At 67.7% G+C, this 24,825-nt stretch carries 23 protein-coding genes; 10 read left to right on the top strand and 13 right to left on the bottom strand.

All coding sequences use genetic code 11. The annotated features are described in order from the left end of the window. Nucleotides 1–85 precede the first annotated feature (85 nt). Entirely contained in the window at nt 86–2,107 is a 2,022-nt protein-coding gene (locus tag C7389_RS03240) for a methyl-accepting chemotaxis protein (protein ID WP_133588331.1), read from the top strand. A 239-nt stretch (nt 2,108–2,346) separates the two neighbouring features. On the opposite strand, the gene C7389_RS03235 is transcribed toward C7389_RS03240, so the two are convergent. After that, the gene (locus C7389_RS03235; protein WP_133588762.1) at nt 2,347–3,243 is read right to left on the bottom strand and encodes a DMT family transporter; all 897 of its coding nucleotides are present in this window, start codon (nt 3,241–3,243) and stop codon (nt 2,347–2,349) included. A gap of 581 nt (nt 3,244–3,824) precedes the next feature. Here C7389_RS03235 and C7389_RS03230 point away from each other — a divergent pair. From C7389_RS03230 to C7389_RS03195, 8 genes are all read left to right on the top strand, one after another. Further along, nucleotides 3,825–4,250 (top strand): c-type cytochrome, encoded by a 426-nt coding sequence (locus tag C7389_RS03230; RefSeq protein ID WP_133588760.1) that lies wholly within the window; start codon nt 3,825–3,827, stop codon nt 4,248–4,250. Nucleotides 4,251–4,290: 40 nt separating this feature from the next. Further along, nucleotides 4,291–5,670: a cbb3-type cytochrome c oxidase subunit I gene (locus C7389_RS03225; RefSeq protein WP_133588329.1), complete on the top strand. Its 1,380-nt coding sequence runs from the start codon at nt 4,291–4,293 to the stop codon at nt 5,668–5,670. Nucleotides 5,671–5,873: 203 nt separating this feature from the next. Further along, complete coding sequence (locus tag C7389_RS03220; protein WP_133588327.1) at nt 5,874–6,470, top strand: cytochrome c oxidase subunit 3 family protein; 597 nt, start codon at nt 5,874–5,876, stop codon at nt 6,468–6,470. 10 nt (nt 6,471–6,480) lie between these two features. Continuing rightward, nucleotides 6,481–6,762 carry a cytochrome C oxidase subunit IV family protein gene (locus C7389_RS03215; RefSeq protein WP_133588325.1) on the top strand — a complete coding sequence of 94 codons (282 nt, stop codon included), beginning with the start codon at nt 6,481–6,483 and terminating at the stop codon, nt 6,760–6,762. Next, entirely contained in the window at nt 6,762–7,562 is an 801-nt protein-coding gene (locus C7389_RS03210; RefSeq protein WP_133588323.1) for a CbbQ/NirQ/NorQ/GpvN family protein, read from the top strand. Before C7389_RS03215 ends, C7389_RS03210 begins: the two co-directional genes overlap by 1 nt. Nucleotides 7,563–7,969: 407 nt before the next feature. Further along, entirely contained in the window at nt 7,970–8,377 is a 408-nt protein-coding gene (locus C7389_RS03205) for a magnetosome magnetite crystal formation protein family (RefSeq protein WP_133588321.1), read from the top strand. Nucleotides 8,378–8,386: 9 nt separating this feature from the next. Further along, nucleotides 8,387–10,249 carry a nitric oxide reductase activation protein NorD gene (locus C7389_RS03200; RefSeq protein ID WP_133588319.1) on the top strand — a complete coding sequence of 621 codons (1,863 nt, stop codon included), beginning with the start codon at nt 8,387–8,389 and terminating at the stop codon, nt 10,247–10,249. Nucleotides 10,250–10,253: 4 nt separating this feature from the next. Beyond that, nucleotides 10,254–11,066: a Crp/Fnr family transcriptional regulator gene (locus tag C7389_RS03195; RefSeq protein ID WP_133588317.1), complete on the top strand. Its 813-nt coding sequence runs from the start codon at nt 10,254–10,256 to the stop codon at nt 11,064–11,066. A 337-nt stretch (nt 11,067–11,403) separates the two neighbouring features. On the opposite strand, the gene pdxR is transcribed toward C7389_RS03195, so the two are convergent. Further along, complete coding sequence (gene pdxR / locus C7389_RS03190; protein ID WP_133588315.1) at nt 11,404–12,822, bottom strand: MocR-like pyridoxine biosynthesis transcription factor PdxR; 1,419 nt, start codon at nt 12,820–12,822, stop codon at nt 11,404–11,406. A gap of 142 nt (nt 12,823–12,964) precedes the next feature. Between pdxR and C7389_RS03185 the strand changes: the two genes are divergently transcribed. After that, complete coding sequence (locus C7389_RS03185; RefSeq protein WP_133588313.1) at nt 12,965–13,411, top strand: carboxymuconolactone decarboxylase family protein; 447 nt, start codon at nt 12,965–12,967, stop codon at nt 13,409–13,411. A 379-nt stretch (nt 13,412–13,790) separates the two neighbouring features. Here the strand turns inward: C7389_RS03185 and C7389_RS03180 are convergent, their stop codons facing one another. The 11 genes from C7389_RS03180 to C7389_RS03130 form a co-directional block, all read right to left on the bottom strand. Further along, nucleotides 13,791–15,614, bottom strand: a complete 1,824-nt coding sequence (locus tag C7389_RS03180; RefSeq protein ID WP_246034606.1) for a nitrite reductase — start codon at nt 15,612–15,614, stop codon at nt 13,791–13,793. Beyond that, entirely contained in the window at nt 15,611–16,891 is a 1,281-nt protein-coding gene (gene nirJ / locus C7389_RS03175) for a heme d1 biosynthesis radical SAM protein NirJ (protein WP_133588311.1), read from the bottom strand. Before nirJ ends, C7389_RS03180 begins: the two co-directional genes overlap by 4 nt. A 103-nt stretch (nt 16,892–16,994) precedes the next feature. Further along, nucleotides 16,995–17,537 (bottom strand): siroheme decarboxylase subunit beta, encoded by a 543-nt coding sequence (ahbB, locus tag C7389_RS03170; RefSeq protein WP_133588309.1) that lies wholly within the window; start codon nt 17,535–17,537, stop codon nt 16,995–16,997. Further along, a complete protein-coding gene (locus tag C7389_RS03165) occupies nt 17,534–18,049 on the bottom strand; it encodes an Lrp/AsnC family transcriptional regulator (RefSeq protein ID WP_133588307.1) in 516 nt (171 codons plus the stop codon). Before C7389_RS03165 ends, ahbB (C7389_RS03170) begins: the two co-directional genes overlap by 4 nt. Beyond that, entirely contained in the window at nt 18,042–19,061 is a 1,020-nt protein-coding gene (gene ahbB, locus C7389_RS03160; RefSeq protein WP_133588305.1) for a siroheme decarboxylase subunit beta, read from the bottom strand. The genes C7389_RS03165 and ahbB (C7389_RS03160) overlap by 8 nt, the downstream gene beginning before the upstream one ends. 10 nt (nt 19,062–19,071) lie before the next feature. After that, nucleotides 19,072–20,268: a cytochrome D1 domain-containing protein gene (locus tag C7389_RS03155; protein WP_133588303.1), complete on the bottom strand. Its 1,197-nt coding sequence runs from the start codon at nt 20,266–20,268 to the stop codon at nt 19,072–19,074. Continuing rightward, on the bottom strand, nt 20,265–20,633 hold the full coding sequence (locus tag C7389_RS03150) for a c-type cytochrome (RefSeq protein WP_133588301.1): 369 nt from the start codon (nt 20,631–20,633) through the stop codon (nt 20,265–20,267). The genes C7389_RS03155 and C7389_RS03150 overlap by 4 nt, the downstream gene beginning before the upstream one ends. Nucleotides 20,634–21,111: 478 nt before the next feature. After that, the gene (locus tag C7389_RS03145; protein ID WP_133588299.1) at nt 21,112–21,465 is read right to left on the bottom strand and encodes a plastocyanin/azurin family copper-binding protein; all 354 of its coding nucleotides are present in this window, start codon (nt 21,463–21,465) and stop codon (nt 21,112–21,114) included. Continuing rightward, nucleotides 21,462–22,364: an ethylbenzene dehydrogenase-related protein gene (locus C7389_RS03140; RefSeq protein WP_246034605.1), complete on the bottom strand. Its 903-nt coding sequence runs from the start codon at nt 22,362–22,364 to the stop codon at nt 21,462–21,464. The genes C7389_RS03145 and C7389_RS03140 overlap by 4 nt, the downstream gene beginning before the upstream one ends. 55 nt (nt 22,365–22,419) lie before the next feature. Then, a complete protein-coding gene (locus tag C7389_RS03135; protein WP_133588297.1) occupies nt 22,420–23,040 on the bottom strand; it encodes a NapC/NirT family cytochrome c in 621 nt (206 codons plus the stop codon). Nucleotides 23,041–23,128: 88 nt separating this feature from the next. Next, a complete protein-coding gene (locus C7389_RS03130; protein ID WP_133588295.1) occupies nt 23,129–24,808 on the bottom strand; it encodes a cytochrome D1 domain-containing protein in 1,680 nt (559 codons plus the stop codon). Nucleotides 24,809–24,825 lie beyond the last annotated feature (17 nt).

Genomic DNA, 24,825 nt, shown 5'->3' with positions numbered 1-24,825 from the left:
AGCATTTCCTCTCTCCACCCGTTAATGTCATGGAAGATGCCGGAAAACACCGGCACGCATCCGCGTCGGACGAGAGGGGAGATCAATGAAGCTGTTCGGAAAGAAGCCACACGACGCCACCGGCGCCGCCACCTTCCAGTGCCGCGCCGCCGAGTTGCCGGCGGCGCTGGCGCAGCTCAGGCTGCAGCCCACCTTCATCACCGCCTACGTTTCCCCCTACCTGGACATAGACCGGGTAGCGCGCGAGATCGGCCAGCGCTTTCCCGGCACGCCCATGGTCGCCTGTACCACCGCCGGCGAGCTGTGCGGCGGCGAGGGCGCGCTCTACTGCCCCACCGGCAACCAGTGGGACCGGGTGGTGGTGCAGTGCTTCGACGCCAGCCTGGTCGCCCGCGCCCAGGTGGTCTCCATTCCGCTCGCCAGCGAGGATCTGCGCGGCGGCGGCAAGCCGATGGAGGTGGAACAGCGCATCGCCCGCCTCAGCGCCAACATCCGCGCGGCCCAGGTCGGCATGGAGATCGACCACCGCGACACCTTCGCCTTCGTGCTGTTCGACGGCCTCTCCGCCTCCGAGTCCTTCTTCATGGAGGCGCTATACGAATCCGGCCGCTTCCCCTGCCTCTTCGTCGGCGGCTCCGCCGGCGGCAAGCTGGATTTCAGCGGCACCGCGGTGCATGACGGCCAGCGCCGGCTGGAGAACCACGCCACCGTCGCCTTCATCAAGGCCGCGCCCGGCGTCCGCTTCGGCGTGTTCAAGAGCCAGAACTTCGAGCCGGAAGCGCTCTCCTTCCATGTGCTCAGCGCCTCGGTGGAAAAGCGCTACGTCGGCCAGGTCATCACCCGCAGCGGCCGCATCATGTCCATGATCGACGCCCTGTGCGAGGCGCTGGATTGCGCCCCGGCCGCGCTGGAGCAGAAGCTGGCGGACCACTCCTTCGCCATCCGCGTCGGCGAGGAGCTGTTCGTGCGCTCCATCTCCCGCATCGACCTCGAAAGCGGGCTGGTGCACTTCTACTGCGACGTCGCCTCCGGCGAGGAGATCGTGCTGGTGCGCCGCACCGGCTTCGTCCAGCACACCCAGCGCGACCTGCAGCGCTTCCTGCAAGGCAAGCCGGGCGCGCCGGTGGCCGGCATCCTCAACGACTGCATCCTGCGCCGGCTCTACAACGAGCGCGAACTCGCCGGCAGCGCCAGCCTGCTGCCGCAGACCCAGCTCGCCGGCTTCTCCACCTTCGGCGAAATCCTCGGCCTCAACCTCAACCAGACACTCACCGCGGTGTTCTTCTTCCGCGTCGCGCCCGGCCAGCCCTTTACCGACGAATACGTGGATAACTTCGTCGCCCATTACGGCGAGTTCAAGGCCTTTTTCCTGCGCCGGCGCATCGGCAAGCTGGCCGGGCTGTCGCGCGCCATGGTGCAGCAGATCCAGCACTACAAGGCCCAGCGCTTCGACGAAGCCCTGAACCCCGGCGACTTCGACGGCAGCTATGCCGACGTGGTGGTCGGCCTGAACGATCTCGGCGCCACGCTGGAACACGCCCACCAATTACGCGAAAACACCTCGCTGCAGCTGGAGAGCTGCGCCAGCGATCTGTACACCTCGGTGGACAGCCTCACCGCCCAGCTGGACGAACAGGAAACGGTGATACGCGATGCCGGCGAGACCGTCACCAGCCTCACCGACCAGGCGGAGGAAGTGGCCGGCAGCGCCCGCGCCCTGGCCCAGGCCAGCGGCCGCATCCAGGGCGTGGTGCAGATCATCCAGCAGATCGCCGACCAGACCAATCTGCTGGCTCTGAACGCCGCCATCGAAGCCGCCCGCGCCGGCGACGCCGGCCGCGGTTTCGCGGTGGTGGCGGACGAGGTGCGCAAGCTGGCAGAGAAATCGCGCAGCAGCGCCGGCGAGATCGGCAGCGACATCGCCGCCCTGGCGGCGGACATCAACCGCGTCGCCCAGGCGATAGAGGCCCAGTCCAGCGGCGTCGCCGAGCTGTCGGGCACGCTGTCCTCGGTGCAGTCCTTCGGCGGCCGCAACGCCCAGGCCGCCGCCCACACCAAGTCGGTCGCCGACACCCTGCGCAACCTGACGCATCAGGGGGCAGGCTAGCAGCGCCGGGGCCGCGACAGGTCGTACAGGCTTGAAGGCAGGCCCGAGGGCCGCAGCAACAACGCCGCAACGGTTTTCGCCCGCCGGCGGAAGGGGAAGAGGCGGTATCCGGCCAACCACGGCTCCCCTCGCCCCAGCCCCGGCCAGCGGGAGGGAGCAAGGCATCGGCTGAGGACCAGCGGGAACGCAGCGTCTCGCGCCTCGCCTCCTGGCCTTGCACCCCTGCGGCAAAGCGCCTCTCAAGACCCCGCAGCCGCCGCGGCCTCGGCCTGCCGCGCCAAGCGCTGCCCCCGCCAGGCCGACCACAAGCTCGAAAAAGCCAGCGCGGCGCAGATCAGGGCCATCCCGCCGAGCTCCGCGCTGCTCGGCCGTTCTCCCAGCTCCAACCAACCCGCAAGCACCCCGATCAAGGGAATGCCCAACGCGGAGAGACCCGCCATGCCGGCGGAAAGGTGCTGCAGCACATACAGCCACAGCAACCAGGCGAAGCCGGTGGCGAGCAGTGCGGTGAAGCCCAGTGCGAAGAAAAAGTACGGCGCCGGGGTGATGGGCCGGGAAGGCAGCGCCATCGCCACCAGGCACAGCGCCAGCGCGCCGAACAGCATCTGCCAGGCGGTCAGCGCCAGCAGGTCCATTTCCACTTCGCGCCGTATCCGCTTCGCCACCACGGTGGCCAGCGCCCAGGCCAGGCCGCCGCCCAGCGCCAGCAGGCTGGCGAGCGGGCTGCCGCGCATGGACCACGGTTCCAGCACCAGCAGCAAACCCAGCGCGGCGGTGGCGATGGCAATCCACTGCACCCGCCGCACCCGCTCGCCCAGCAGCGCCCAGGCCAGCGGCAGCAACCAGAAGGGCATGGTGTAGACCAGCACCGCCGTCTTGCCGGCGCCGCCGGAAACCAGCGCCCACTGCACCAGGCCGGTGAAGGCGGCGGTCTGCAGCAGGCCGAGCAGCATCACCCGCCGCGGCGCGCGCAGCCGCATCGGCCGGCGTGCGGCCACCAGCACCAGGAACAGCGCGGTGGCACCGAGCAGGGTACGGATGGCGGAAAAATCGAAGGGGTCCGCATAGGGCACCACCTTCTTCATCACCACCCAGTTGTAGCCCCAGATGAGGGCCATGACGACGAGGGCGATCATCGCCCGCGATTGGGAACCGAGAGACTTCAACACCACTCCTGGGAAGCCCGCCGGGCGAAGGCCGGCGGAAGGCGACATTGCACCCGCAGGGCAGGGGGAATGGCTTGACGTGGGTCAAGCAAGCGCCGGCGGGGGCGCGATTTGACGTGAAACCACGCACGCCTGCAAGCACGCCGCCACCCGCACCTGGCACCTGGCCGGCGACGGGCTCCGCCCTCCAGAGGCCTCCCCGCAGAGCGCCCTGTCCCTCCGCTCCCTCCGGGTCCCACCTTCACTTCGCCCCTGTTCAGCCCCGCCCAGCCCACCCGCAGCTCCCCGCCCGCAAGCCCCCACCGATGGAGCGCAACGAAGTCCCTCCCGGTGCTACGCAAGCCGGCCGCTTCGTCCCGCTTTACCCCGCCGATGAACCTGTCATCCGCCCCGTTGCCCCCCATCGGCCCGAAAACCGCACAAGTGAAGGGGTCTGGCGCGGCGGGGAGCGTTTTGATTCAGATCATGGAGCCGGCTCGGGGCAAAAAAATACAGTGCGACCGCGCAGTTCAAAAATCACGACGGATGCAAGCAACGATGAGGGCAACACCATGAGCGGCACCTTCACAAAGGCGATGGCCCGCAACATCTTTTACGGCGGAACGGTGTTCTTCTTTCTGCTCTTCCTGGCGCTGACCTTCGACACCACCAACGCGCTGCCGAAGACAGACAACCGCCAGAACATCACGCCCGCCGTCGCGGCGGGCAAACACATCTGGGAGACACGCAACTGTATCGGCTGCCACACGCTGCTGGGCGAAGGGGCGTATTACGCGCCGGAGCTGGGCAACGTGTATGTGCGCCGCGGCCCCGAGTTCATCAAGGCATGGATCGTCTCCCAGCCCACCGGCGCGCCCGGACGGCGGCAGATGCCGAACTTCCACCTGAGCGACGAAGAGATCGACCAGCTGATCGCCTTCCTGAAATACACCTCGGAAATCGGCAACCAGAACTGGCCGCCCAACATCGAGGGTTGAGAACCATGCCCACAGTGGAAATACCAAGGGGATTGTCGTCATGAAATACCAATCGCAAGCCGTCGCGCTGCCCTACTTCGTCGCGGCGATCGGGCTGTTCGTGGGGCAGATCTTGTTCGGCCTGGTCATGGGCCTGCAGTACGTCGTGGGTGATTTCCTGTTCCCGGAAATCCCCTTCAACGTCGCCCGCATGGTGCATACCAACCTGCTCATCGTGTGGCTGCTGTTCGGCTTCATGGGGGCGGCCTACTACCTGGTGCCGGAGGAATCCGAAACCGAGCTGTACTGCCCCAGGCTGGCGCTGGCGCTGTTCTGGGTATTCCTGGCCGCCGGCGCGCTGACCATACTCGGCTACCTGTTGGTGGATTACGCCACGCTGGCCAAGTACACCGGCAACGACGTGCTCGCCACCATGGGCCGGGAGTTCCTCGAACAACCGCTGCTGACCAAGATCGGCATCGTGGTGGTGGCGCTGGCCTTCCTGTTCAACATCACCATGACGGTGCTGAAGGGCCGCAAGACCTCCATCACCGTGGTGCTGCTGCTGGGCCTGTGGGGGCTGGCCATCTTCTTCCTGTTCTCCTTCTACAACCCGACCAACCTGGTGCTGGACAAGTTCTACTGGTGGTGGGTGGTGCACCTGTGGGTGGAAGGCGTGTGGGAGCTGATCATGGCCGCGCTGCTCGCCTTCGTGCTGATCAAGGTCACCGGGGTGGACCGCGAGGTGATCGACAAATGGCTGTACGTCATCATCGCGCTGGCGCTGGTCACCGGCATCATCGGCACCGGCCACCACTACTACTGGATAGGCGCGCCGGGCTACTGGCAATGGTGGGGCTCCATCTTCTCCGCGCTGGAGCCGATTCCCTTCTTCGCCATGACGGTGTTCGCCTTCAACATGGTGAACCGCCGCCGCCGCGAGCACCCGAACAAGGCCGCCGTGCTGTGGGCCCTGGGCACCGGTGTGATGGCCTTCCTCGGCGCCGGCGTGTGGGGCTTCCTGCACACCCTGGCTCCGGTGAACTACTACACCCACGGCTCGCAGATCACCGCGGCGCACGGCCACATGGCCTTCTACGGCGCCTACGTGATGGTGGTCATCACCATCATCAGCTACGCCATGCCCATCCTGCGTGGCCGGGCGTGCAACAGCCGCAAGGCGCAGGTGCTGGAGATGTGGAGCTTCTGGCTGATGACCATCGCCATGGTGTTCATCACCCTGTTCCTCACCGCCGCCGGCATCCTGCAAGTGTGGCTGCAGCGCATCTCGGACTCGCCCATGCCCTTCATGGCGGTGCAGGGCCAGGTGTCGCTGTTCTACTGGCTGCGTGAAATAAGCGGGGTGATCTTCCTCATCGGCCTGATCGCCTACCTGGTGAGCTTCTTCGTGAAGGACGGCGACAAGCCGGCCACCACCTGATGACCACCTGATGACCAACGGTCTCCACTAGTCCGCCTCCCCTCCTGGCGGACGTCAAACAAGGGCGGCGCGAGCCGCCCTTGTCCTTTTCCGGCACACCTCGCACGGAGCTCGCCGGTGGCTCTTTTCCTCGTGGCGACAATCACTTGCCGGAATTAACACGGATCAATTCCAAGCCCTGCCCGCTTGCCCAGAATGCCCCCATGCATGCCGCCAAGCACACGCTTTCCCCCTCCTTGCCCGCGGAGCCCAGGCTGGCCGGCGACCTGGCGATCTGGATCTTCATCCTCGCCGAGCTGCTCGCCTTCGGCCTGTTCTTCGCCGCCTACGCCTTCGCCCGCGCCCATGATCCGGCGCTGTTCGCTCCCGAGCAGGAAGCGCTCAACCGCAATGCCGGCGCCATCAACACCGCACTGTTGCTCACCGCCAGCTATTTCGTGGTGCGCGCCGTGCATGCCGCCGAGGCCGGCCGCGGCCGCCAGGGGGCGCGCTGGCTGCTGGCGGCACTGGGCTGCGCCGGCGGCTTCGTCGTCATCAAGCTGGCGGAATACGTTGCCGCCTTCAATGCCGGAATCAGCCTCTCCAGCAGCACCTTCCACATGTTCTACCTCTCGCTCACCTTCTTTCACTTCATGCATGTGCTGCTGGGCATGGTGATCCTGGGCGCGCTGTGGCTGAACGCCCGCCGCGGCCGCTACGGCCCGCGGGACATGAACGGCATCGAGAGCGGCGCCGCCTACTGGCACATGGTGGATCTGGTGTGGCTGGTGCTGTTCCCGCTGGTCTATGTCATCCGCTGAGGAACACGCCATGTCCCCCGCTTCCCCTGCCATCGCCGACCGCCGCAGCACCCTGCTGTGGCTGGCGCTGCTGGCCGCCACCGCGCTCACCTGGGCAATCGGCGAAGGCCATGCCAGCGGCCCCGCCATCGCCGCCCTGCTGCTTGCGGTGGCAATGGCCAAGGGCACGGTGGTCGTCCTCGACTTCATGGCGCTCGCCCGCGCCCCGCTGCTGTGGCGCATCGTCCTGCTCGGCTGGCTGGCGCTGGTGTGCGCGCTGATCGGCCTCGCCTACTGGAAAGGAATGCCCTGATGGACGTCAACACCACCAAGCTCGCCGTGCCCTTCTACCAGGCCGCCGGCAACGAGATCGAGATCTTCGAGCACGCCTGGAAGAACCACCTGCCGCTGCTCATCAAGGGCCCCACCGGCTGCGGCAAGACGCGCTTCGTCACCCACATGGCCGCCCGCCTCGGCCGGCCGCTCTACACCGTGGCCTGCCACGACGACCTCACCGCCGCCGACCTCGTCGGCCGCCACCTGATAGGCGACAGCCAGACCATCTGGTGCGACGGCCCGCTGACACGCGCGGTGCGCGAAGGCGGCATCTGCTACCTGGACGAAATCGTCGAAGCGCGCAAGGACACCACCGTGGTCCTGCACCCCCTGGCCGACGACCGCCGCCTGCTGCCCATAGACCGCACCGGCGAGCTGCTGGCCGCCCCGCCGGAGTTCATGCTGGTGGTGTCCTACAACCCCGGCTACCAGAACCTGCTCAAGGGCATGAAGCCCTCCACCCGCCAACGCTTCGTCAGCCTGCGCTTCGACTTCCCCGACGCCGCCCGCGAAGAAGCGGTGCTGCGCGGCGAAACCGGCTGCAACGCCGACCTCGCCCGCCGCCTCGTCGGCATCGCCCGCGCCATGCGCGCACTCAAGGACCAGGACCTGGAAGAAGCCGCCAGCACCCGCCTGCTGGTCTACGCCGCCACCCTGGTCCACGCCGGCATGCCTCCCCTGGCCGCCTGCCGCGCCGCCATCGTGGACAGCCTGACGGATGACGACGAAGTCGCCAGCGCATTGATGGAGGTGGTGGCGGCGACGTTCGGGGAGTGAGAGGGCCGGGGCGGTCGCGCCATCTCCCAAGGAGTTGGCCAATGAATCTGGCACTGACGGAGTTACTTGCCGGTTACAGCTTGCAGACCAAGCCAGCCACCTGCGCCCACCACCTCGACACATTCCAGCCGACCGAGGCCCGTTTTTCTCCCCTCTCCCCTCGCGGGAGGGGCCGGGGGAGAGGGGGAACGGCGCTCAGCCAAGCGCTGACGCCCTGGCGGGCGCCCCTTCTCCCCAACCCTCCCCCGCGAGGGGGGAGGGAGCATGCCGAACCTGTTGCACGCTCGATTCACTGAACCAACCGCTCCTGAGGTCCACTCCCCGGCCCTCTAAATCAACCGACCACCCCATCCACCCCACCCAATCAACACGCCACCAACCACTCACTCCCCCCGGCCACCAACACCATGCCCCCACCCCAGCCCGACCTCCTGAAAGAGAACATCCCCGGCCCGCCGCTGGCAATCGCCGCCGAAGCCCTCTTCCTGGTGAACCTGATGCTGCTCCCCGGCGTCGGCTTCCTGCTGCTGGCGCTGCTGTGGCTGGCCAAGCGCAATCACCCCTCGCCGCTGGTGCGCAACCATCTGCAGCAGACCATGGCCGTCAGCCTGCGCGGCGGCGCCATCCTGGTCGGGCTCAGCGCCGCGGTGTTCCTGCTGGGCGGCTTCTCCAACCCCTGGTCCTGGGTCATCGGCGTGCTCTATTTCGTTTGCGTGCATGCCACGCTCATCCTGTTCGGCGTCGTCGGCCTCAACCAGGCCATGCTGCGGCGCCCCTACCGTTACCCGCTGCTCGGCCCCCGTCTGCCGGCCTAGGAAACAGTCATGGAAGAAGCCGTCGGCAAACTCTGGCACCGTCTCATCACCCGCGCCGCCGGCGTCAGCCATCCGGCCGCGGTGGTGCGACTGAGGGAAGTGGAACGCACCGCCGGCGTCCTCTTCCGCGCCCTGGGGGGTGACCCCGGCCTGCGCGTGGCGGCGGCGCCGGTGGATGAACACCGCGCCCGCCGCAGCTTCATCGCCCGCGTCGCCGGTGCCGGCAGCCACGCCGCCCTGGCGCGCATGGACGCCGCCACGTTGCGCCTGCCGCCGGAGATAGCCGCCTTCCCCGAGCGCGAACTAAATCGCGATCTCTACCTCTGGCTGGCCGCGCTGGCCGCTGCCCGCCAGGGACTGCCGCCAGCGGAAACACTGGAAGGCGAAAGCGAACTGCAACGCAACCAGCGCGCCACGCTCACCGTGCTCGCCAGCTGGCCGGGCATGGCGCCCCGCTACCAGCGGCTGGTGGAAGCCTATGCCCCCCGCCGACTCGGTACCCGCATGCCGCCGGCCGAACGCGCACGCGAGGAAGCCATCGTCGCCGCGCTGCGCGGGCCCGGCAGCGTCACCGCCCTGCCGCCGGTGCCGGCCGGCACGCCGCCCGCCGCGCCGGTGCTGCTGTGGCTGGCCGGTGACGAAGCGGCGCCAGCGCCCTTCCCGCGCAACCGCGGCGGCAATCCGGAGCAAGCGCCCGGCGGCAGCACCCAGCCGGGCGAAGACAGCGAGCGCCACGCCCACCGCGCCGAGCGGGTGGAGCTGCCCAAGGAGAAGAACGGCCTGATGATGGTGTTCCGCGCCGAAAGCCTGCTCGCGGTCACCGAATTCCTGAAGCTCAACCGCCCCACCGACGACGAACCCGATCCGAACGCCGCCGATGCCGCCCGCGACCTGGACAAGCTCGCCCTCGCCGAAGACAGGGAGAAGGTCGCCTCCAAGGTCCGCTTCGACCTCGACCTGCCCTCGGACGCCGAGGACGACGTCGTGCTCTGCGCCGGCATCCCGCAACCTGAGTGGGACTACCGCAAGCGCATCCTCCTTCCCGACCATGTGCGCGTCATCGAGATGGCCGCCCGCAACGCCCCGCCCGGCCCGCTGCCAGCACCGCTGCAAGCCACTGCCCGCCGCCTGCGCCAGCAGTTCGCCGCCCTGCAGCCCGGCCGGCGCTGGCTGCGCGGCCAGCCGGAAGGCTCCGAGCTGGACGTGGATGCCGCGGTGCGCGCGCAAACCGACCGCCACTGCGGCCGCCAGCCCTCGGAACAGCTCTACCTCTCGCTGGAAACCCGCGAGCGCGACCTCGCCTGCCTGGTGCTGGCCGACCTCTCCCTCTCCACCGACGCCTGGGTGTCATCGCAGGCCCGCGTCATCGACGTCATCCGCGACGCCCTGCTGCTGTTCGGCGAAGCCCTGGGCGCCACCGGCGACGCCTTCGCCCTCGCCGGCTTCTCCTCGGTGCGGCGCGACAAGGTGCGCTTCCACCGCCTGAAAGACTTCGGCGAGCGCTTCGACAACCGCATCCGCGGCCGCATCCTCGCGCTCAAGCCCGGCTACTACACCCGCCTGGGCGCCGCCATACGCCGCGCCACCAAGCTGCTGGAAGCCCAGCCCGCCAGCCGCCGCATCCTGCTCATCCTGTCCGACGGCAAACCCAACGACCTCGACCTCTACGACGGCCGCTACGGCATCGAAGACACCCGCGCCGCCATCGTCGAAGCCCGCCGCGCCGGCCTCGCCCCCTTCTGCGTGACCATAGACCGCGAAGGCGCCAGCTACCTGCCCCACCTCTTCGGCCCCGCCGGCTTCACCGTCATCCGCAAGCCGGAAGAACTGCCCTCCCGCCTGCCCCTGTTCTACGCTCAACTGACGAGGTGACTCGATGAGTCCGCGCGATACTCCCTGTGCCACGCTGTTTGCCGCGCCCGCGCGCACCCCGCGTGGCGGCGGCCAGCCGCTGGATCGCCAGCCGCTGGACCCGCAGACCGAGCGCATCTCCCAGCTGCTCACCCAGGCCCCGCTGTTCAACGGCCTCGCCCAAGCGGAAATCGCCCGCTTCGCCCACGGCGTGCGCGAACAGAAAGTCGAGCGCAACGCCGTCCTCTTCCACCGCGGCGACCCCTGCCACGGCTTCCACCTGGTACTCACCGGCCAGGTCAAACTCGCCTTCATCTCCGCCGCCGGCCACGAAAAAGTGGTCGAAATCATCCGCGCCGGCCAGACCTTCGGCGAAGCCGTCATGTTCATGGACAAACCCTACGTGGTCATGGCCCAGCCCCTGGGCGACTGCAGCCTGCTGCACATCTCCAAGCAAGTGGTATTCGAGGAAATGGAGCGCGACCCGCTGTTCTGCCGCAAGATCATCGCCGGCCTAGCCCAACGCCTCCACCACCTCGTCGCCGACGTCGAAACCTACTCCCTGCGCTCCGGCCGGGAACGCGTCGTGGGCTACCTGCTGCGGGAAGAAAAGGAAGGTGACGCCGCCAGCAACGGCCCCGCCGGCGCCCTCCCCGGCACCGAGCGAGTCACCGTGCGCCTACCCACCAGCAAAGGCACCATCGCATCGCGCCTGAACCTGACGCAGGAACACTTCTCCCGCATCCTGCATGAGCTGATCGAAAGCGGGCTCATCGTCGTCCAGGGGCGGACGATTCATATTCCGGATTTGGGGAGATTGAGGCGGAGTTTGAATTGAGGGGTGCTGGGTACTGCGATGAATTCGCAGGGCAGCCTCTTTTCGATTTAGCTAACGCGTAGAGCTTCAACCTGCTTCCTCGGGAAGCCATAAAGGCTCGTCACAAGCTGAACGCAAATCGGTTTAATGGAGCGCTCAAGAAGACGAGAGACGCCTCTGCAGCGCTGAGCAGCGTGATGCTGCGGACAGCGCGCAGACATCCAGGATCGAGATAGGACGGCCGCCTCTACTCGCCACCGAACGGCCTCACTTCGGCCGAAGCGGTCGGTCAGCCGACCCCGAAACTCAGGCGGCTATCGCCTGTGGATTCAACCGGTGGGTGCCTGTGGGCTACGACTCAATGAGATGCAACGATGCTTGCAAGTTTCGCGCATGCTGCATCGATGTTGTCGAGGCGCAGGTTCGTCACGCTGAGTAGCAAGCCGCGTTGCGCATGAGTGCGGCGAAGATGCCAGGCGGAGAGGGCAGAAGGCGCTAGGCCGTGTGCGCGGGCAACGTCGACAATGGCGTTGTCGTCGGCGAGCTGTGGAAGCGGTGCGATCACGCCTAAGCCCGCCGCCAGCGAGTTCGGCAGAAACTCGCTGACATGCGCTAACGCGAGATTGCGGCGCTCGGCATAGAGAGCCTTCATCCGGCGCAGGTGCCTCAGGAAGTGCCCATCCGCTAGAAACTCCGTAACCGCCAGTTGGGTGGTCCGGTTTGGGGCCGGGGCCAACACAGCAGAGACCTCGACCAGACGCTCCGCCAGCGAGCGTGGGGCGACGACGAAACCAAGGCCCAGCGCCGGGCTGAGCGTCTTGCTGAACGAGCCGATGTGAATCACGCGGTTCGCGCCTTCGCCTGCGGCAAGGGCCGGTGCCGCCCGACCGTCGAGCTGCAGTTCTCCAAGATAGTCGTCTTCGATGACCCAGGCCTCCCTTGCCGCTGCCCAGTCGAGCAGGGCGTGTCTTCGTGCCGGCGACAGGGTCACGCCCAGCGGTGCGTGTTGGCCCGGAGTGACCAACGCCAGGAAGGCGTCTGGCGCGCGGGCGATGCCATCCTTTACGCGCATCCCCTCGGCATCGATGGGCACGGGTTCGAGCGCGGCTCCGATCAGTTCCAGCGCGCGTCTTCCCAGCGGATAACCTGGCTCCTCGATCCACGCCTTGCGACCGTGCGCACGCAGTGCCGTCAACGCAAGCATTAGGCCGTGCCGGTACCCGCTCGTAACGAGGATCTGATCGGGATGACATTGCATTTGCCGGCTGACGGCCAGGTGGCTCGCTATCTGGGCCCGTAGCGCAGGCTCGCCGCGCGGGTCAGCGTAGGCCGTATAAGTGATGGCGTCGGCGCGTACTGCACGCGCCCGCATGCGAGCCCAGAGCTTGGTGGGAAATGCGTCGTGAGCCGGCACGCCCATTTGGAACGGCAGCGGCGTGCTCGAATATGGGCGGGTAAAAGCCGCCAAAGGCCCGTCGAGTGGCGCCTCGTCGTTCGCTCGGCCGACGGGCGGCCGAGCGCCTACGCGTGTGCCTGCGGGGCCGGCACCGAACACCAGGTTCTCGGCGATCAGCCGCTCGTAGGCCACGCGGACGGTGCCGCGCGCAACGCCAAGCTGCGCGGCGAGGTCCCGGCCGGAAGGCAAGCGCTGTCCCGGCGCAAGCCGGCCGTCGAGAATCGCCTGTCGCAGGCTCGCATGGATCTGGTCGCCGATAGGTGCGTCGGTGGCACGGTCCACCTGAATGGAAAGCACATTGGGCGCATTTGGGTCAGTCATTTCGGCAGTTTTTGGGCCTGTCTCTCCAATATCCGGTGGAGTAACGTGGCGTTATGACATGGACCGCCGCTGAAGTCGATAGGCGGCCCTGGGGCGCACCGACCCCGACACTACTCACCATCAACGACAGGAAAGGACTGAGATGACACGCTTGAACTGGCAAGAAATCGCGCCTGACGGCGCGAAAGCTCTTTTCGGTATCCACCACTACGTCACAAAGAAGACGAACCTCCCCGAGGAGCTTGTGCACCTCGTGTTTCTTCGCGTTTCGCAAATCAACGGCTGCGCCCACTGCATCGACATGCACAGCCGCGATCTCAGGAAAACCATGTCGATCGACAAGATCACGTTGGTACCGGTGTGGGATGAAGTACGCCACCTATTCTCTGACCAGGAGCGTGCCGCGCTGGCCTGGGCTGAGGAGGTGACTCGTGTCAGCGAAACGCATGCTTCGGATGAGGCGTATGCCGCTGCCTCGGCACAATTCACGCCCAAAGACCTGGTCGACCTTACGATCACGATTGCCGCAATGAACGCGTTCAACCGACTGGGCGCGCCATTTCGGCTTCCTGTCGCCGCCAAGTCGTGATTTGGCTCGAACAGGACATAGCAAATGATGTTTCGTGGCCGCCCGGCGTTTTTTCAGCCCTAGCGCCGGATCGCGCGTAATCCAGACGCCGATGTCAAGCGGGGCATCTTGGTCGAGCGAGGTAGTTCCGCGGAAAATTCGCTCTCCAGAAACCGGTCATTGAGCGAGGAGGAGGAGACCTCGGCTATTCGATTCAGATGGCGAGATCGACTGACCGGTTCTCGCCTAACGCGGACAATCAGCGTATCCGGCTGGACCGGCAGCTTCGGCCGAAATACTGCCGTCTGAAGTCCACGTTGGTCTCTAATGGTCGCCCCTCTCAAGACGTGTTTTGGAGATCAACGGCGACTAGCTGCATTCGGGCGAGCGGCAGCCCCCCTCAATGACTAGTCCCCTCCTCCCGCGTGATCTTGTTCCACACGTTGTATTTCCCCACCGGTTTCCGCATCGGTATCCGTTTCACTTCCGCCAGGGTTTGCGCGTCGAACACGAGTAGCGCGCCGTCGTCTTCCCACAGGCTTGCGAGCGCGTAGCTGCCGTCGCGGGTGAATTCGACGTGGGCCAGGGTGCGGCCGGGTTGTTCGGTGAGTTCGTGGACGACTTTCAGCGTTTCCTTGTCGATCACCTGCAGCACGTGTTTGTACTCGGGGCTCATCATGGAATCGACGAAGGCGTAGCGGCTGTTTTCGTGGCTGCGGAGGAAGAAGCCGGGGCCGCGGGTGGGGATGCGGCGGACGACTTCGCGGCTTTGCAGGTCGATCACCGTTACCTCGGCGGCTTGCAGGTTGGTGCTGGCCATGACGCGGCGGCCGCGCCAGTCCCAGGTGATGCCGGAGCCCAGGTGGGGCATGCCGGCGAGCGGGAGGTCGGCGATCTTCTTGCGGGCGTCCAGGTTCACCACTTGCCCCTTGCCTTCGCGGGAGGCGCCCATGAGTTCGGAATAGTCCTGGGTGAAGAAGAAGTCGTCCAGCGGGTCGCTCAGCTGGGTGCGGCGGGGGTTGAGGTAGCCGGGGATGAAGGCGCCTTCCCGCTGGGCATGGTCGTGGATGAGGCCAGCGGGGATTTCGTCTGCGGCGGGGTCGTAGCTGATCTCCCACACTTCCGGCACGTCTTTGAGTGCGGCGATGAAGGAATGGCGCGGCGTGGCGTCATACACGGCGGAGACGCGGGAGCTGTGTTTGCCGCCGCGGTCGCTCACCTCCAGTACCTTGAGCAGATTGAGGTCGCCATCCAGCAGCACCAGGGTGTGCGGCAGGTAGTTGGCGATGGCGATGTGGCGGCCGTCCGGCGAGGCGGCGAGGTTGCGGGTGTTGATGCCGGCGCGCACTTCGGCCACCACCTTGAGGTTCCACAGGTCGTACTTGGTGACCCAGCCGTCGCGCGAGGCGAAGAAGACGTAGCGGCCGCCATCGGCGAATTTCGGCCCGCCGTGCAGGGCATGGCGGCTGGGGAAGCGGTGGATCACTTCCAGGCGGTCGCCGTCCAGCACCGAGACGTGGTGGTCGCCCGCCTCCACCACCAGGAAGAGGTTGAGCGGGTCAGCCTCGAACACCGGCCGCGCCGGCAGTTTCGCCGGCTCGGCATGCTGGATGCGGGAGGCGCGGATGTCGGCCTCGCGCCACACCGGCGCCGGCACCACCGGGGTGTAGATCCAGTCGACCAGCGCAGCCAGTTGATCCGCCGCCAGCGCTTGGCCGAAACCAGCCATCTGGGTGGCCGGGCGGCCGTCGCGCACTACTTTCAGCGCCTCGCCCTTGCGCAGCCGCGACAGGTTTTCCGGTAGCAGCGCCGGGCCGATGCCGCCCAGGCGGTCGGTGCCGTGGCAGGCGGCGCAGTGCAGCTGGTAGCTGGCCTTGGCGCTGCTCAGCGCGGCACTGGCCGCGCCGCCGGCCTCCGGCGCGGCATGGGCGGATTTCAGCGATACGAACAGCAGGAAGACCAGCCAGACGATGGCGAGGATGACCATGCGCTTGGCCGCCTTCGGCATGAGGGTGGAGGACGGCGCGGCGGGCGGCCGTGCGCTTGGTGGCGCTTCCTCTTCCCAGGGCTCCAGCGCCGGCGCGGCGTAGTTGCTCAGGGCTTCGTCCGGCTCGTAGGCGGCTTGCCGGCTGGACCTGCGGGCGGGGCCGGCGGGCGGCTTGTCGCCTGCTCGCACATCCGGCGTCCGTTCCGCGCCGGTTTCCAACTGCTTCGTCTGCTTCATGCCTTCACTCCACTGGCTTTCGGGGCATTGCTTACGGGCGCCGGGTGCAGCCTGCGCACATAGGGCGTGGTGCGCACCCGCTCGACCGCGCGGTCCGGTGTCAGGCCGATTTCCTCGTCGCTGAGGTAGCAGCCGGGGTCTTCCGCCCAGACGTCGCCGGTGATCTGGCCGGCGCGCACCCGCGAGCTGCCGTTGCAGATGTCCAGGTGGGCGCACTGGCCGCAGCGGCCACCGACGCGGCGCGGATGCTGGCGCAGGCCGGCCATCAGCGGGTTGGAGAGATCGCGCCAGATGGCCGAGAACGGCCGCTCGCGCACATTGCCCAGCGCCTCGTGCCACCACATGGTGTCCGGGTGCACCACGCCGAGGTTGTCGATGTTGGCCACGTTCACCCCGCTGGCGTTGCCGCCCCACTGGCGCAGGCGGGCGGCCACCCGCCCGGCATGGGCGGGGAAGTGGCGCCGCACCCAGTGCAGCAGGTAGATGCCGTCCGCATCGTTGTTGCCGCTGACGAATTCATGCGCCAGCCCGCGTTGCTGGCGCGCCATGCAGGTTTCGAACAGCAGCTCCATCGCCCGGCGGGTGGTCTGGTGGCGGGCATCGTCGGCGCGGTGCTTGTTGCCGCGGCCGGCGTAGTTGAGGTGGGAGAAGTAGAACTTGCTGATGCCTTCGTCTTCCGCCAGGCGCAGCAGCGGCGGCAGGTCGTGGGCGTTGTCCTCGGTCATGGTGTAGCGCAGGCCGACCTTGAGGCCGCGCGCCAGGCACAGGCGGATGCCGGCCATGGAGGCGTCGAAGGCGCCGGCCAGGCGGCGGAAGCGGTCGTGGGTGACGCCTATGCCGTCCAGGCTGATGCCGACGTAGTCGAAGCCGGCATCGGCGATGGCGCCGATGTTGTGCTCGCCGATCAGCGTGCCGTTGCTGGAGAGGCCGACGTAGAAGCCCAGGGCTTTGGCGCGGCGGGCGATGTCGAAGATGTCCGGCCGCAGCAGCGGTTCGCCGCCGGAGAGGATGAGCACCGGCACGCCGAAGGCCTTGAGATCGTCCATCACCGTGTGAACTTCGGCGGTGCTCAGTTCGCCGGCGAAGTCGGTATCGGCGGAGATGGAGTAGCAGTGCTTGCAGGTGAGGTTGCAGCGGCGGATAAGGTTCCAGATCACCACCGGGCCGGTGGGCCTGGGAGTGGCGGGTGTGGCAGGAGTGCTGGGTGAGCGGGGTTCGGCGGCGGCCGGCGCTGCGGGCCGGTCGAGGTCGCGGATGAATTGGGAAATGCGGAACATGGCGGGCCCCGTCTGGCAGTCTGCGGCGGTGAAGGCAGCGGCGCGTGTGGCTGCGCTGCCGCCGGATTACAGCGGCCGGCACGCGGCGGCGGAATGATGCGGATCAATCCCGCAGCCGCAGGCCGGTCTTTTTCAGGATGGCGGTGGAGAACAGCACCTCGTGGCCACGCAGGCGGCCGGTGAAGTCGCGCATGAGCAGCAACAGGATGTCGGCGACATGGCGCCTCACCTCCTCCCGCGAGCCGCCGTGCACCATGGCGAACAGGTTGTAGGGCCAGTGCGGCCGGTGGCGCGGGCGGCGGTAGCAGTGGGTGACGCAGGCCAGCGCGCCGATGCGCTCGCCGGCGGCATCCACCACTTCGTCATCCACGTCCCACACGCTCATGCCGTTGGCGGTGTAGCCCAGCGCGTAGTGGTTGGGCACCGCGCCGATGCGGCGGATGAGGCCGTTCTCCAGCATCGCGGCCAGCCGGGTGGCGACTTCCGCTTCGCCAATGCCGAGCTGCTCGGCTATCGCCAGATAGGGTTGCGGCACCAGCGGCAGGCCGCCCTGGGTGGCGCGGATGAGGCGGCGGTCGGTTTCGTCCAGCAGCGGGCCGGCGGATATGGGCGCGTTGGATATGAGCTTGGACGTGGGCGCGTTCATCGTGCCTCCAGGCGCATGCCGACGAAGTATTCGCGTTCCTTGGGGAAGAGATGCACCGCCACGCCGGTGGCCGCTTCGATGCGGCGGGCGCAGTCGGCGATGCCGGCGGGCGTTTCGGTGGCGAGCACGAACCACATGTTGAGGCGGTGCTCGCGGCGGTAGTTGTGCGCGACCTCGTCATGGCTGTTCACCTGAGCCAGCACCCGCTCCCAGTCCGCGTCCGCCACCGCCATCGCCGCCAGGCAGAAGGCGCCGCCGGCGCGCTCGATCTGGAACATCGGGCCGAAGCGGGACAGCACGCCGGCATCCAGCAGCCGGCGCAGGCGGGCGATGAGCTCCGCCTCGTCCACCCCCAGCGTCCGCGCCACCGCTTCATAGGGGCGCGCCACCAGCGGGAAACCACCCTGCAGTTCGTTGATGAGGCGGCGGTCGATGTCGTCCAGCGCGGGGCGCGCGGCGCCACAAGGGGAAACGCCAGGGGCATGCCGGCCCGCGTGGCTGTATTCAGGCATGGGCCGTTTCCTCCCGCACACCCGATGCTGCCGCGTCCGGCATGTAGCGCGCGCCGCACTGCTTGAAGCGGCGGCGGCTGAACAGCACCGCGTGCGGCCAGCGGTCCAGCGCCAGGCGGTCGGCGATCGCGGCGCGCCGGGCCAGCACCTCGGCGCGAGCCTTGCCGTGGATCATGCAGAACAGGTTGTAGCGCCACTGCGGCAGCGCGCGGCGGCGGCGGTAGCACAGGGTGACGCCGGCCTCGGCGCCGAGGCGGCGGCCGAAATCGGCCACTTCCTCATCCGCCACATCCCACACGCACATGGCATTGGCGGCATAGCCCAGCTCGTGGTGCCGCACCACCACGCCGAAGCGGCGCAGCAGGCCGGAAAGCAGCCAGCCATCCACCATGGCGCACACCGCCGCGCCGGACAGGCCGAGCCGTTCGCCCACCGCCGCATACGGCCGCGCCACCGCCGGCAGGCCATGCTGCAGCACGCCCAGCAGCGCGCGCTCGCCTTCCGCCAGCCGACAGGGCGCGGCGGCCTGCCAGGGCGTTTGCACCTGCCGCCCGCCGTATTCGGGGCGGAAGCCGAGATCGAAGCCGAGGTCGATGTGGTAGGCCTCTTCCATCGGCAGCAGCAGCGGCGCGCAGCCGGTGGCGACGGCGATGCGCTCCACCGTTTCCTGCAACTGCGCCGCGCTGCCGGCGGTGGCGACGAACCACAGGTTGTAGAGATGCTCGCGCTCGTAGTTGTGATTGACCGCGCTGAGCTGGCTCACCCGCGCCGCCACCTCCGCCAGCCGTGCCGACGGCACCGCCAGCGCCACCAGCGCGCTGGCGCCCACCCGGCCGCTGGCCACCACCGGGCCGATGCGGCTCACCGTGCCTTCGTGCAACCACGCGCGGTAGGCGGCCAGCACCGCCTCCGCGTCCATGCCGACGGTCTGTGCCAGCTCGGCGTAAGGCGTTTCCACGCGGGGGAAGTCATGCTGCCAGTCGTTGAGCAGGCGGAAGCGGGCGGCGTCCATGATGTCCACCTCAGAAACCGGTGCGCGCCGCGCGGCTGGTGAAGAAGATGCCGCTGGGCTTGGCCGCCGGCAGTTCGGCCAGCGGGCGGCGGGTCTCGGTGTCGTACACCACCACCTTGTCGTCGTCGCGGGCGGAAACCCACACCGCTTCGCCGCGCGGGGTGAATTCCATGTGCAGCACCGCCCTGCCCGGCTCCAGGGTCTCCACCACGCTGCGGCTTTCGGTGTCTATGACCTGCAGCTTGCCGTTGTCCGGGAAGGCGAAATTCACCCACACCTGGCGGCCATCCGGCCGCGCCATGACGAACACCGGCTGGCTGTGCACCGGCACCCGCGCCACCTCGCGCCAGTCGCGGGTATCCACCACCAGCACCTCGTGGCGGCCGATGGCGGGCAGCCAGGCGTAGTCGCCGGCCACCGCCCAGCCGCGCAGGTGCGGCATCTTGTACACCGGCAGCGGCTGCTCGCCGCGGCCGTAGCCTGAGAGGATCTTGCGCACGCCCTGCTCCGGGTGCCACAGGTCCAGCAGCGCGAGGCCGTCTTCGCCGAACAGGCCGGCGATGAAGTGGCGGCCGTCCGGCGTCACCAGTGCGTCATAGGGTTGGCGGCCGGCAGGGTAGCGCTGGGTGCGCGGCTGGCGCGGGTCGGAAAGGTCCGTCACCCAGATCTCGCCAGCCTCGAACAGCGCATAGGCGAAGCGCTGGCCGGGCAGATCGGCCAGGCCGACCACCTTGGAGCGGAAGCCGGGCGCGTATTCCGCCGGCACCTCGGAGAGCGGCTCCAGGGTGTCGGCGTCGAACACCCGGATGCCGCCGGGATCGTAGTTCTGCGCCACCACCAGCCGGCCGTCCTGCGAGATGGAGCCGCCGATGGAGTTGCCCGCCTGCACCACCCGGCGGTCGATGCGGCCCAGCAGCAGATCCACCTTGGTCAGCCCGCCGTCGCGGCCGAACACATAGCCGTAGCGGCCGTCGCGGGAATAGGTGACGTGCGCATGGGAGAGATCGCCCAGCCCTTGCACCGTGGCCAGCCGGCTGCGGCCGGTGGTTTCCACCACCGCCACCTGGCCGCTGGCGCGCTCGATGACCAGGCCAAGGTCGCCGGTGCCGCGCGGCGCCGGCGTGCTGCTACAGGCGGCGAGCAGGAGGGTGGCAAGCGCGACGGCGCACAGTTGCGGCAATGACAGGCGGGGCAGGCGGATCGTCATTGTCCGCCTCCATCCTGCGGAAAGCCGGCGATCAGCTGGCGCACCACCCACTCGGCCTCCGGCGCGCTGACGAAGCGCGACCAGCCGGGCATCGCGGTGCCGGGGCGGCCGTCCATGATGGTGCCGACCAGCAGTTCCACCGGCTTCTCCGCCACCGCCGCCGGCAGCAGCGCCGGCCCCAGGCCACCGGCCAGGCTGAGGCCATGACAGGAGCCGCAATCCTGCCGCACCAGCCGGACCAGTTCCCGCTGGCGCTCGAGTCGCGGCTCGCCACCGCCGGCGACCGAGGCGGACGCATAGGCGGAGGCGAAGGCCACACAGAGCAGCACGGCGACATGCAGCGCGAGAGGGGGCAGCTTGTTCATGACGGGCTTCCTGCTGACATGCAATGCGGCTCAAGATGAACCTGCGGCGCGGCGAAAACTTTGACTCGTATCAACGCGGCGGAGGCGGTGAACTGCAGGGGCGCATGGCGGGCGGGAAAGGCGGTTCACGGAAGGCGGAAAAGCGGCGCACGCCGGCGTCGCACCGCTTTCCTTTCGTCAGCAGGAGAGGCTCCCTCGGCGCGCCGACTGAGCATGCAGCGACTGAAAGCCTTCAGCCGGCTCCGGGCTGGCGATGTCGGAACACAGTGCCCGCGATGCCCTTCGACTTCGCTCAGCGCGAACGGTGTTCCCGGGTTGAGCGTTGTTCATCAAGCCGGCAACCCATCACAGGAGGCCGTTCGCCCTGAGCCTGTCGAAGGGCCTTGCTGGGGCGTGCCAGCCCTGAGCCCACCAAAGGGCCCGCCCCTCTCCCGCCACAGAACTCATCCCAACGAAGCCGGAGTGTCCAGCCACCAGATCAACGCTGCCCGCGCACCACCACCCTGCCCTTCATCTCCGGATGCGGGCCGCAGTGGTAGGCGAACTCGCCCTCCGCCTCGAAGGTGTGCGACCAGCTTTCGCCGGGGAAGAAGCGCTCCGACTCCTGGCCGCTGGCGTCGAACAGCACCGAGTGGCTGACGCGCTTCTCGCGGTTGCTCCAGGTCACCGTGTCGCCCGGCTGTATGGTCAGCTCCGCCGGGCGGTAGGCGTAGTCCACCACCTCCACCCGGTGCTCCGCGCCCCAGGCCGGCGAGGCCAGCAGCAGCAAGGCCGCCGCCAGCGCCGCCAGGGCACAGCCCGCGCCGCGGCCGCAAGGCCCCGGGGGCTTCATTGCTTGCTCGCGACCACGTCCGCCTTGGTGTCTATGCCCAGCTTGTAACCCAGCGACACCTGGTGGAAGCGGCCCGCGGCGTGATCGTCATGGATGGCGAAGCCGAAGTTGTAGACCTGGCCCGGCGCCAGCGTGACGTCGCCTTCGCCGCCAGCGAACTTGCGGGCGAAGGTCACCGTCCAGGTGTCGCCGTCCAGCTTGCCCTCGGCGGCCACCAGTGCCTTGCCGCCTTCCATGACGCGGGCGTCGGCCACGTAGCCGTCGTAGCCCTTCTTCTCGCCGCTGCGCCATTGCACCAGGTCGTAGAACACGCCACTGGCCAGCGAGCCGTTCTTCACATACTTCTTCTTGGTGTCCGCCGCGCCCGGCATGGTGCGCGAATCCGCGTGGCAGCTCGCCCAGCAGCCGCTCTGGCCGGCGCCTTCCACCTTGCCGGCGTCCAGCATGAAGGCGATCTTCACCGGGTTCTTGTCGTCCATCCTGGCGCCGCCGGCCGGCTTGGGCTGCTTCCACGAGAAGCGCAGGTAGAGGGTGTCGCCGTCATGCGCGGCGCGCACCTGCACCGGAATGGAGCCGGCCTTGCCGGCGATGGGCGCCGGCTCCAGCTTCTGGCCGCTGACGATGAGCTGGCCCATCTTGGCGGTTTCCTCGCTGTGGCAGTCGGCACAGGCATCGCCCTTGCGCAGCGCCCGCGCGCCGCCGTGCTCGGTGCCCTTGGTGATCCACTCCATCGCCGCCACGCCGGGGTAGAACAGCGTGACCGAGGTGGCGGGCACCTTGTTCCAGTCCGCCGGCGCGGCCGCCGCCGCCGGGTTCGCCGCCAGCATGCAGAGCAGGCCCAGGCCCGCCGCACCCGCCGCCCGTTTCAGTTCCATTGCCGCCATCGCTCTCTTGCTCATCTTGCTTCTCCTTCAGCGCGGTCGCGGCGCCTGCGCGCCGGGGCCGCAGGCTGGCTCATTCCTCGTCTTGCTCGGTCATGCCCGAGGGTTTGTGGTGCGCGATGCCCTTGTGGCAGTCGATGCAGGTCATGTTGTCCTCGCGCGCCATCTCGTGCTGCTTGCGCGCACGTTGCTGCTGCTTCTCGCTGTTCATGCTTTCCAGGCTGTGGCAGTTGCGGCATTCGCGGGAATCGGCGGCCTTCATGCGCGCCCATTCGCGCCGCGCCAGCTGCAGGCGCTTGGCCTCGAACTTCTCCGCCGTGTCTATGCTGCCGGTGAGCTTGCCGTAGAGCTCGCGGGAGGCCTGCACCTTGCGGATCATCTTGTGCGTCCAGTCCTTGGGCACATGACAATCGGCACATACCGCGCGCACGCCGGTGCGGTTGGAGTAGTGGATGGTCTGCTTGTACTCCTGGTAGACGTTGTCATACATCTCGTGGCAGCCGATGCAGAAGGCCTCGGTGTTGGTCGCTTCCATTGCGGTGTTGAAGCCGCCCCAGAAGGCGACGCCGACGACGAAGCCGGCCACCAGCAGCGTGCCCAGCGACCAGCGCGCGCTGGGCCGGCGCAGCCGGGCGAACAGGCCGCCGCGGCGGCCGCCCTCCGGCGTGCCGTCCTTGTTGTTTTGCTCGCTCATGTCTTCATTCCACTGGATGATGATGCCCGCCGCGCCAGCGGCCACCGCCCGCCGGCTGCGCGGGAGGCGGCACCGGCGCGGCCGGGGATCAATAGACGTCGTGCATGGTGTTGAAGACGTTGAACTTGCCGGTCGGCGTGACCACCGCCGGATCGGTGATCACCTTCTTCAGCTTCAGCGTCTTGTCGTCGTAGATGACGATGGCGGACTGGTCGGTCTTGCCGCCCCACAGCGAGATCCACACTTCGTCGCCGGCCAGGTTGTACTCGGGCTGGACGGCGCGGCGGACGGCGGTGGTTTCAGGCAGGCCGGAATCCTTGGCGACGTTGAGCTGCACCGGCGCCTTGTCGAGGTCACCCATGTCGAACACATAGACGGACTCGGCCACCTCGCGCTCCGGGTTCATCGGCGCGTCCGCCCAGAAGTGGGTGGATTTCGGATGCGTCTTGACGAACAGGTTGCCAGCGCCCGGCATCTTCAGCTCCTGCACCACCTTCCAGTTGTTGCCCTTGTACTTGGCGTACTTGGCCTCTTCGGAGGGCGTGGAGATCAGCGACACCACCGCGTCGCCCAGGTGGCCGGTGGCCCACACCGGACCGTACTGCGGGTGGATGAAGTTGGCGCCACGGCCAGGGTGGGGAATCTTGGCGGTATCGACCAGGGCGGCGAGCTTGCCGGTCTTGGTATCCACCGCCGCCACCTTGTTGGAGGCGTTGGCGGCGACCATGAAGTAGCGCTTGGAACCATCCCAGCCGCCGTCATGCAGGAACTTGGCGGATTCGATGGTGGTGGTCTTGAGGTTCTTCAGGTCGGTGTAGTCCACCAGCAGGATCTGGCCGGTTTCCTTCACGTTGACCACCCACTCCGGCTTGGTCATCGAGGCCACGATGGAGGCGACGCGCGGTTCCGGGTGGTACTCGCCATCCACCGTCTGGCCGCGGGTGGAGACGATCTTGATCGGCTCCAGGGTCTCACCATCCATGATGGAGTACTGGGGCGGCCAGTAGGTGCCACCGATCAGGTACTTGTCCTCGTAGCCCTTGAACTTGGAGACGTCCACCGAGCGTGCATCCGAGCCCAGGCGCACCGAGGCCACCGTGGTCGGCTCCTCGAACCACATGTCGATGATGGTGGTGAGGCCGTCGCGGCCCACCGTATACACATAGCGGCCGGAGGCGGAGAGGCGGGAGATGTGTACCGCGTAGCCGGTATCCAGCACCTTCCAGATCTTGTGGGTGTCGCCGTCGATCAGGGCCAGCTTGCCGGCGTCGCGCAGGGTGACGGCGAACACGTTCTGCAGGTTGATCTTGTTCATCTGCCTGGTCGGACGCTTGTCCTTGGGCACGATGAGCTTCCAGCTGTCGCGCATGTCCTTCAGGGAGAATTCCGGCGGCGCATCCGGCGTTTGCTGGATGTAGCGCGCCATCAGGTTGATTTCCTTCTCGCTGAGGATGTCGTCGTAATTCACCATGCCGCCGTCGGTACCGTAGGCAATGATGCGTTCCAGGCGGTTGGTGCCCAGCTTCAGCGTGCCGCCCTCGACCTTGTTTCCATCCTGCAGCGTCTTCGTCCAGTGCGGTTCCAGGTTCTTGCCGGTGGCGCCCTTGCGCAGCACGCCGTGACAGCCTGCGCAGCGTTCGAAGTAGATCTGCTTGGCCTGCGCGCGCTCCGCATCCGTCATTTCCGGCGCGGCATCCGCCCATGCAAAAGACATGGACGCCGGTAGCGCAGCCAACGCAAAAGTACCCACTAAGGTCTTCAATTTCATGCTTTTTCTCCCTCAAG

The organism is Azoarcus indigens, from assembly GCF_004361735.1.
Taxonomy (GTDB): Bacteria; Pseudomonadota; Gammaproteobacteria; order Burkholderiales; family Rhodocyclaceae; genus Azoarcus; species Azoarcus indigens.
Note: the sequence above shows the minus strand (reverse complement) of the source record. Positions and strands in the feature narration are given on the sequence as shown.

Coding starts and splice junctions, on each gene's coding strand:
- pdxR (WP_133588315.1), bottom strand. CDS start 12,822: ATGACTGACCCAAATGCGCCCAATGTGCTTTCCATTCAGGTGGACCGT.
- C7389_RS03220 (WP_133588327.1), top strand. CDS start 5,874: ATGCATGCCGCCAAGCACACGCTTTCCCCCTCCTTGCCCGCGGAGCCC.
- C7389_RS03135 (WP_133588297.1), bottom strand. CDS start 23,040: ATGAGCGAGCAAAACAACAAGGACGGCACGCCGGAGGGCGGCCGCCGC.
- C7389_RS03165 (WP_133588307.1), bottom strand. CDS start 18,049: ATGCCTGAATACAGCCACGCGGGCCGGCATGCCCCTGGCGTTTCCCCT.
- C7389_RS03180 (WP_246034606.1), bottom strand. CDS start 15,614: ATGAAGCAGACGAAGCAGTTGGAAACCGGCGCGGAACGGACGCCGGAT.
- C7389_RS03240 (WP_133588331.1), top strand. CDS start 86: ATGAAGCTGTTCGGAAAGAAGCCACACGACGCCACCGGCGCCGCCACC.
- ahbB (WP_133588305.1), bottom strand. CDS start 19,061: ATGGACGCCGCCCGCTTCCGCCTGCTCAACGACTGGCAGCATGACTTC.
- C7389_RS03140 (WP_246034605.1), bottom strand. CDS start 22,364: ATGAGCAAGAGAGCGATGGCGGCAATGGAACTGAAACGGGCGGCGGGT.
- C7389_RS03155 (WP_133588303.1), bottom strand. CDS start 20,268: ATGACGATCCGCCTGCCCCGCCTGTCATTGCCGCAACTGTGCGCCGTC.
- C7389_RS03150 (WP_133588301.1), bottom strand. CDS start 20,633: ATGAACAAGCTGCCCCCTCTCGCGCTGCATGTCGCCGTGCTGCTCTGT.
- C7389_RS03210 (WP_133588323.1), top strand. CDS start 6,762: ATGGACGTCAACACCACCAAGCTCGCCGTGCCCTTCTACCAGGCCGCC.
- C7389_RS03235 (WP_133588762.1), bottom strand. CDS start 3,243: ATGATCGCCCTCGTCGTCATGGCCCTCATCTGGGGCTACAACTGGGTG.
- nirJ (WP_133588311.1), bottom strand. CDS start 16,891: ATGTTCCGCATTTCCCAATTCATCCGCGACCTCGACCGGCCCGCAGCG.
- C7389_RS03145 (WP_133588299.1), bottom strand. CDS start 21,465: ATGAAGCCCCCGGGGCCTTGCGGCCGCGGCGCGGGCTGTGCCCTGGCG.
- C7389_RS03205 (WP_133588321.1), top strand. CDS start 7,970: ATGCCCCCACCCCAGCCCGACCTCCTGAAAGAGAACATCCCCGGCCCG.
- C7389_RS03230 (WP_133588760.1), top strand. CDS start 3,825: ATGAGCGGCACCTTCACAAAGGCGATGGCCCGCAACATCTTTTACGGC.
- C7389_RS03130 (WP_133588295.1), bottom strand. CDS start 24,808: ATGAAATTGAAGACCTTAGTGGGTACTTTTGCGTTGGCTGCGCTACCG.
- C7389_RS03200 (WP_133588319.1), top strand. CDS start 8,387: ATGGAAGAAGCCGTCGGCAAACTCTGGCACCGTCTCATCACCCGCGCC.
- ahbB (WP_133588309.1), bottom strand. CDS start 17,537: ATGAACGCGCCCACGTCCAAGCTCATATCCAACGCGCCCATATCCGCC.
- C7389_RS03195 (WP_133588317.1), top strand. CDS start 10,254: ATGAGTCCGCGCGATACTCCCTGTGCCACGCTGTTTGCCGCGCCCGCG.
- C7389_RS03225 (WP_133588329.1), top strand. CDS start 4,291: ATGAAATACCAATCGCAAGCCGTCGCGCTGCCCTACTTCGTCGCGGCG.
- C7389_RS03185 (WP_133588313.1), top strand. CDS start 12,965: ATGACACGCTTGAACTGGCAAGAAATCGCGCCTGACGGCGCGAAAGCT.
- C7389_RS03215 (WP_133588325.1), top strand. CDS start 6,481: ATGTCCCCCGCTTCCCCTGCCATCGCCGACCGCCGCAGCACCCTGCTG.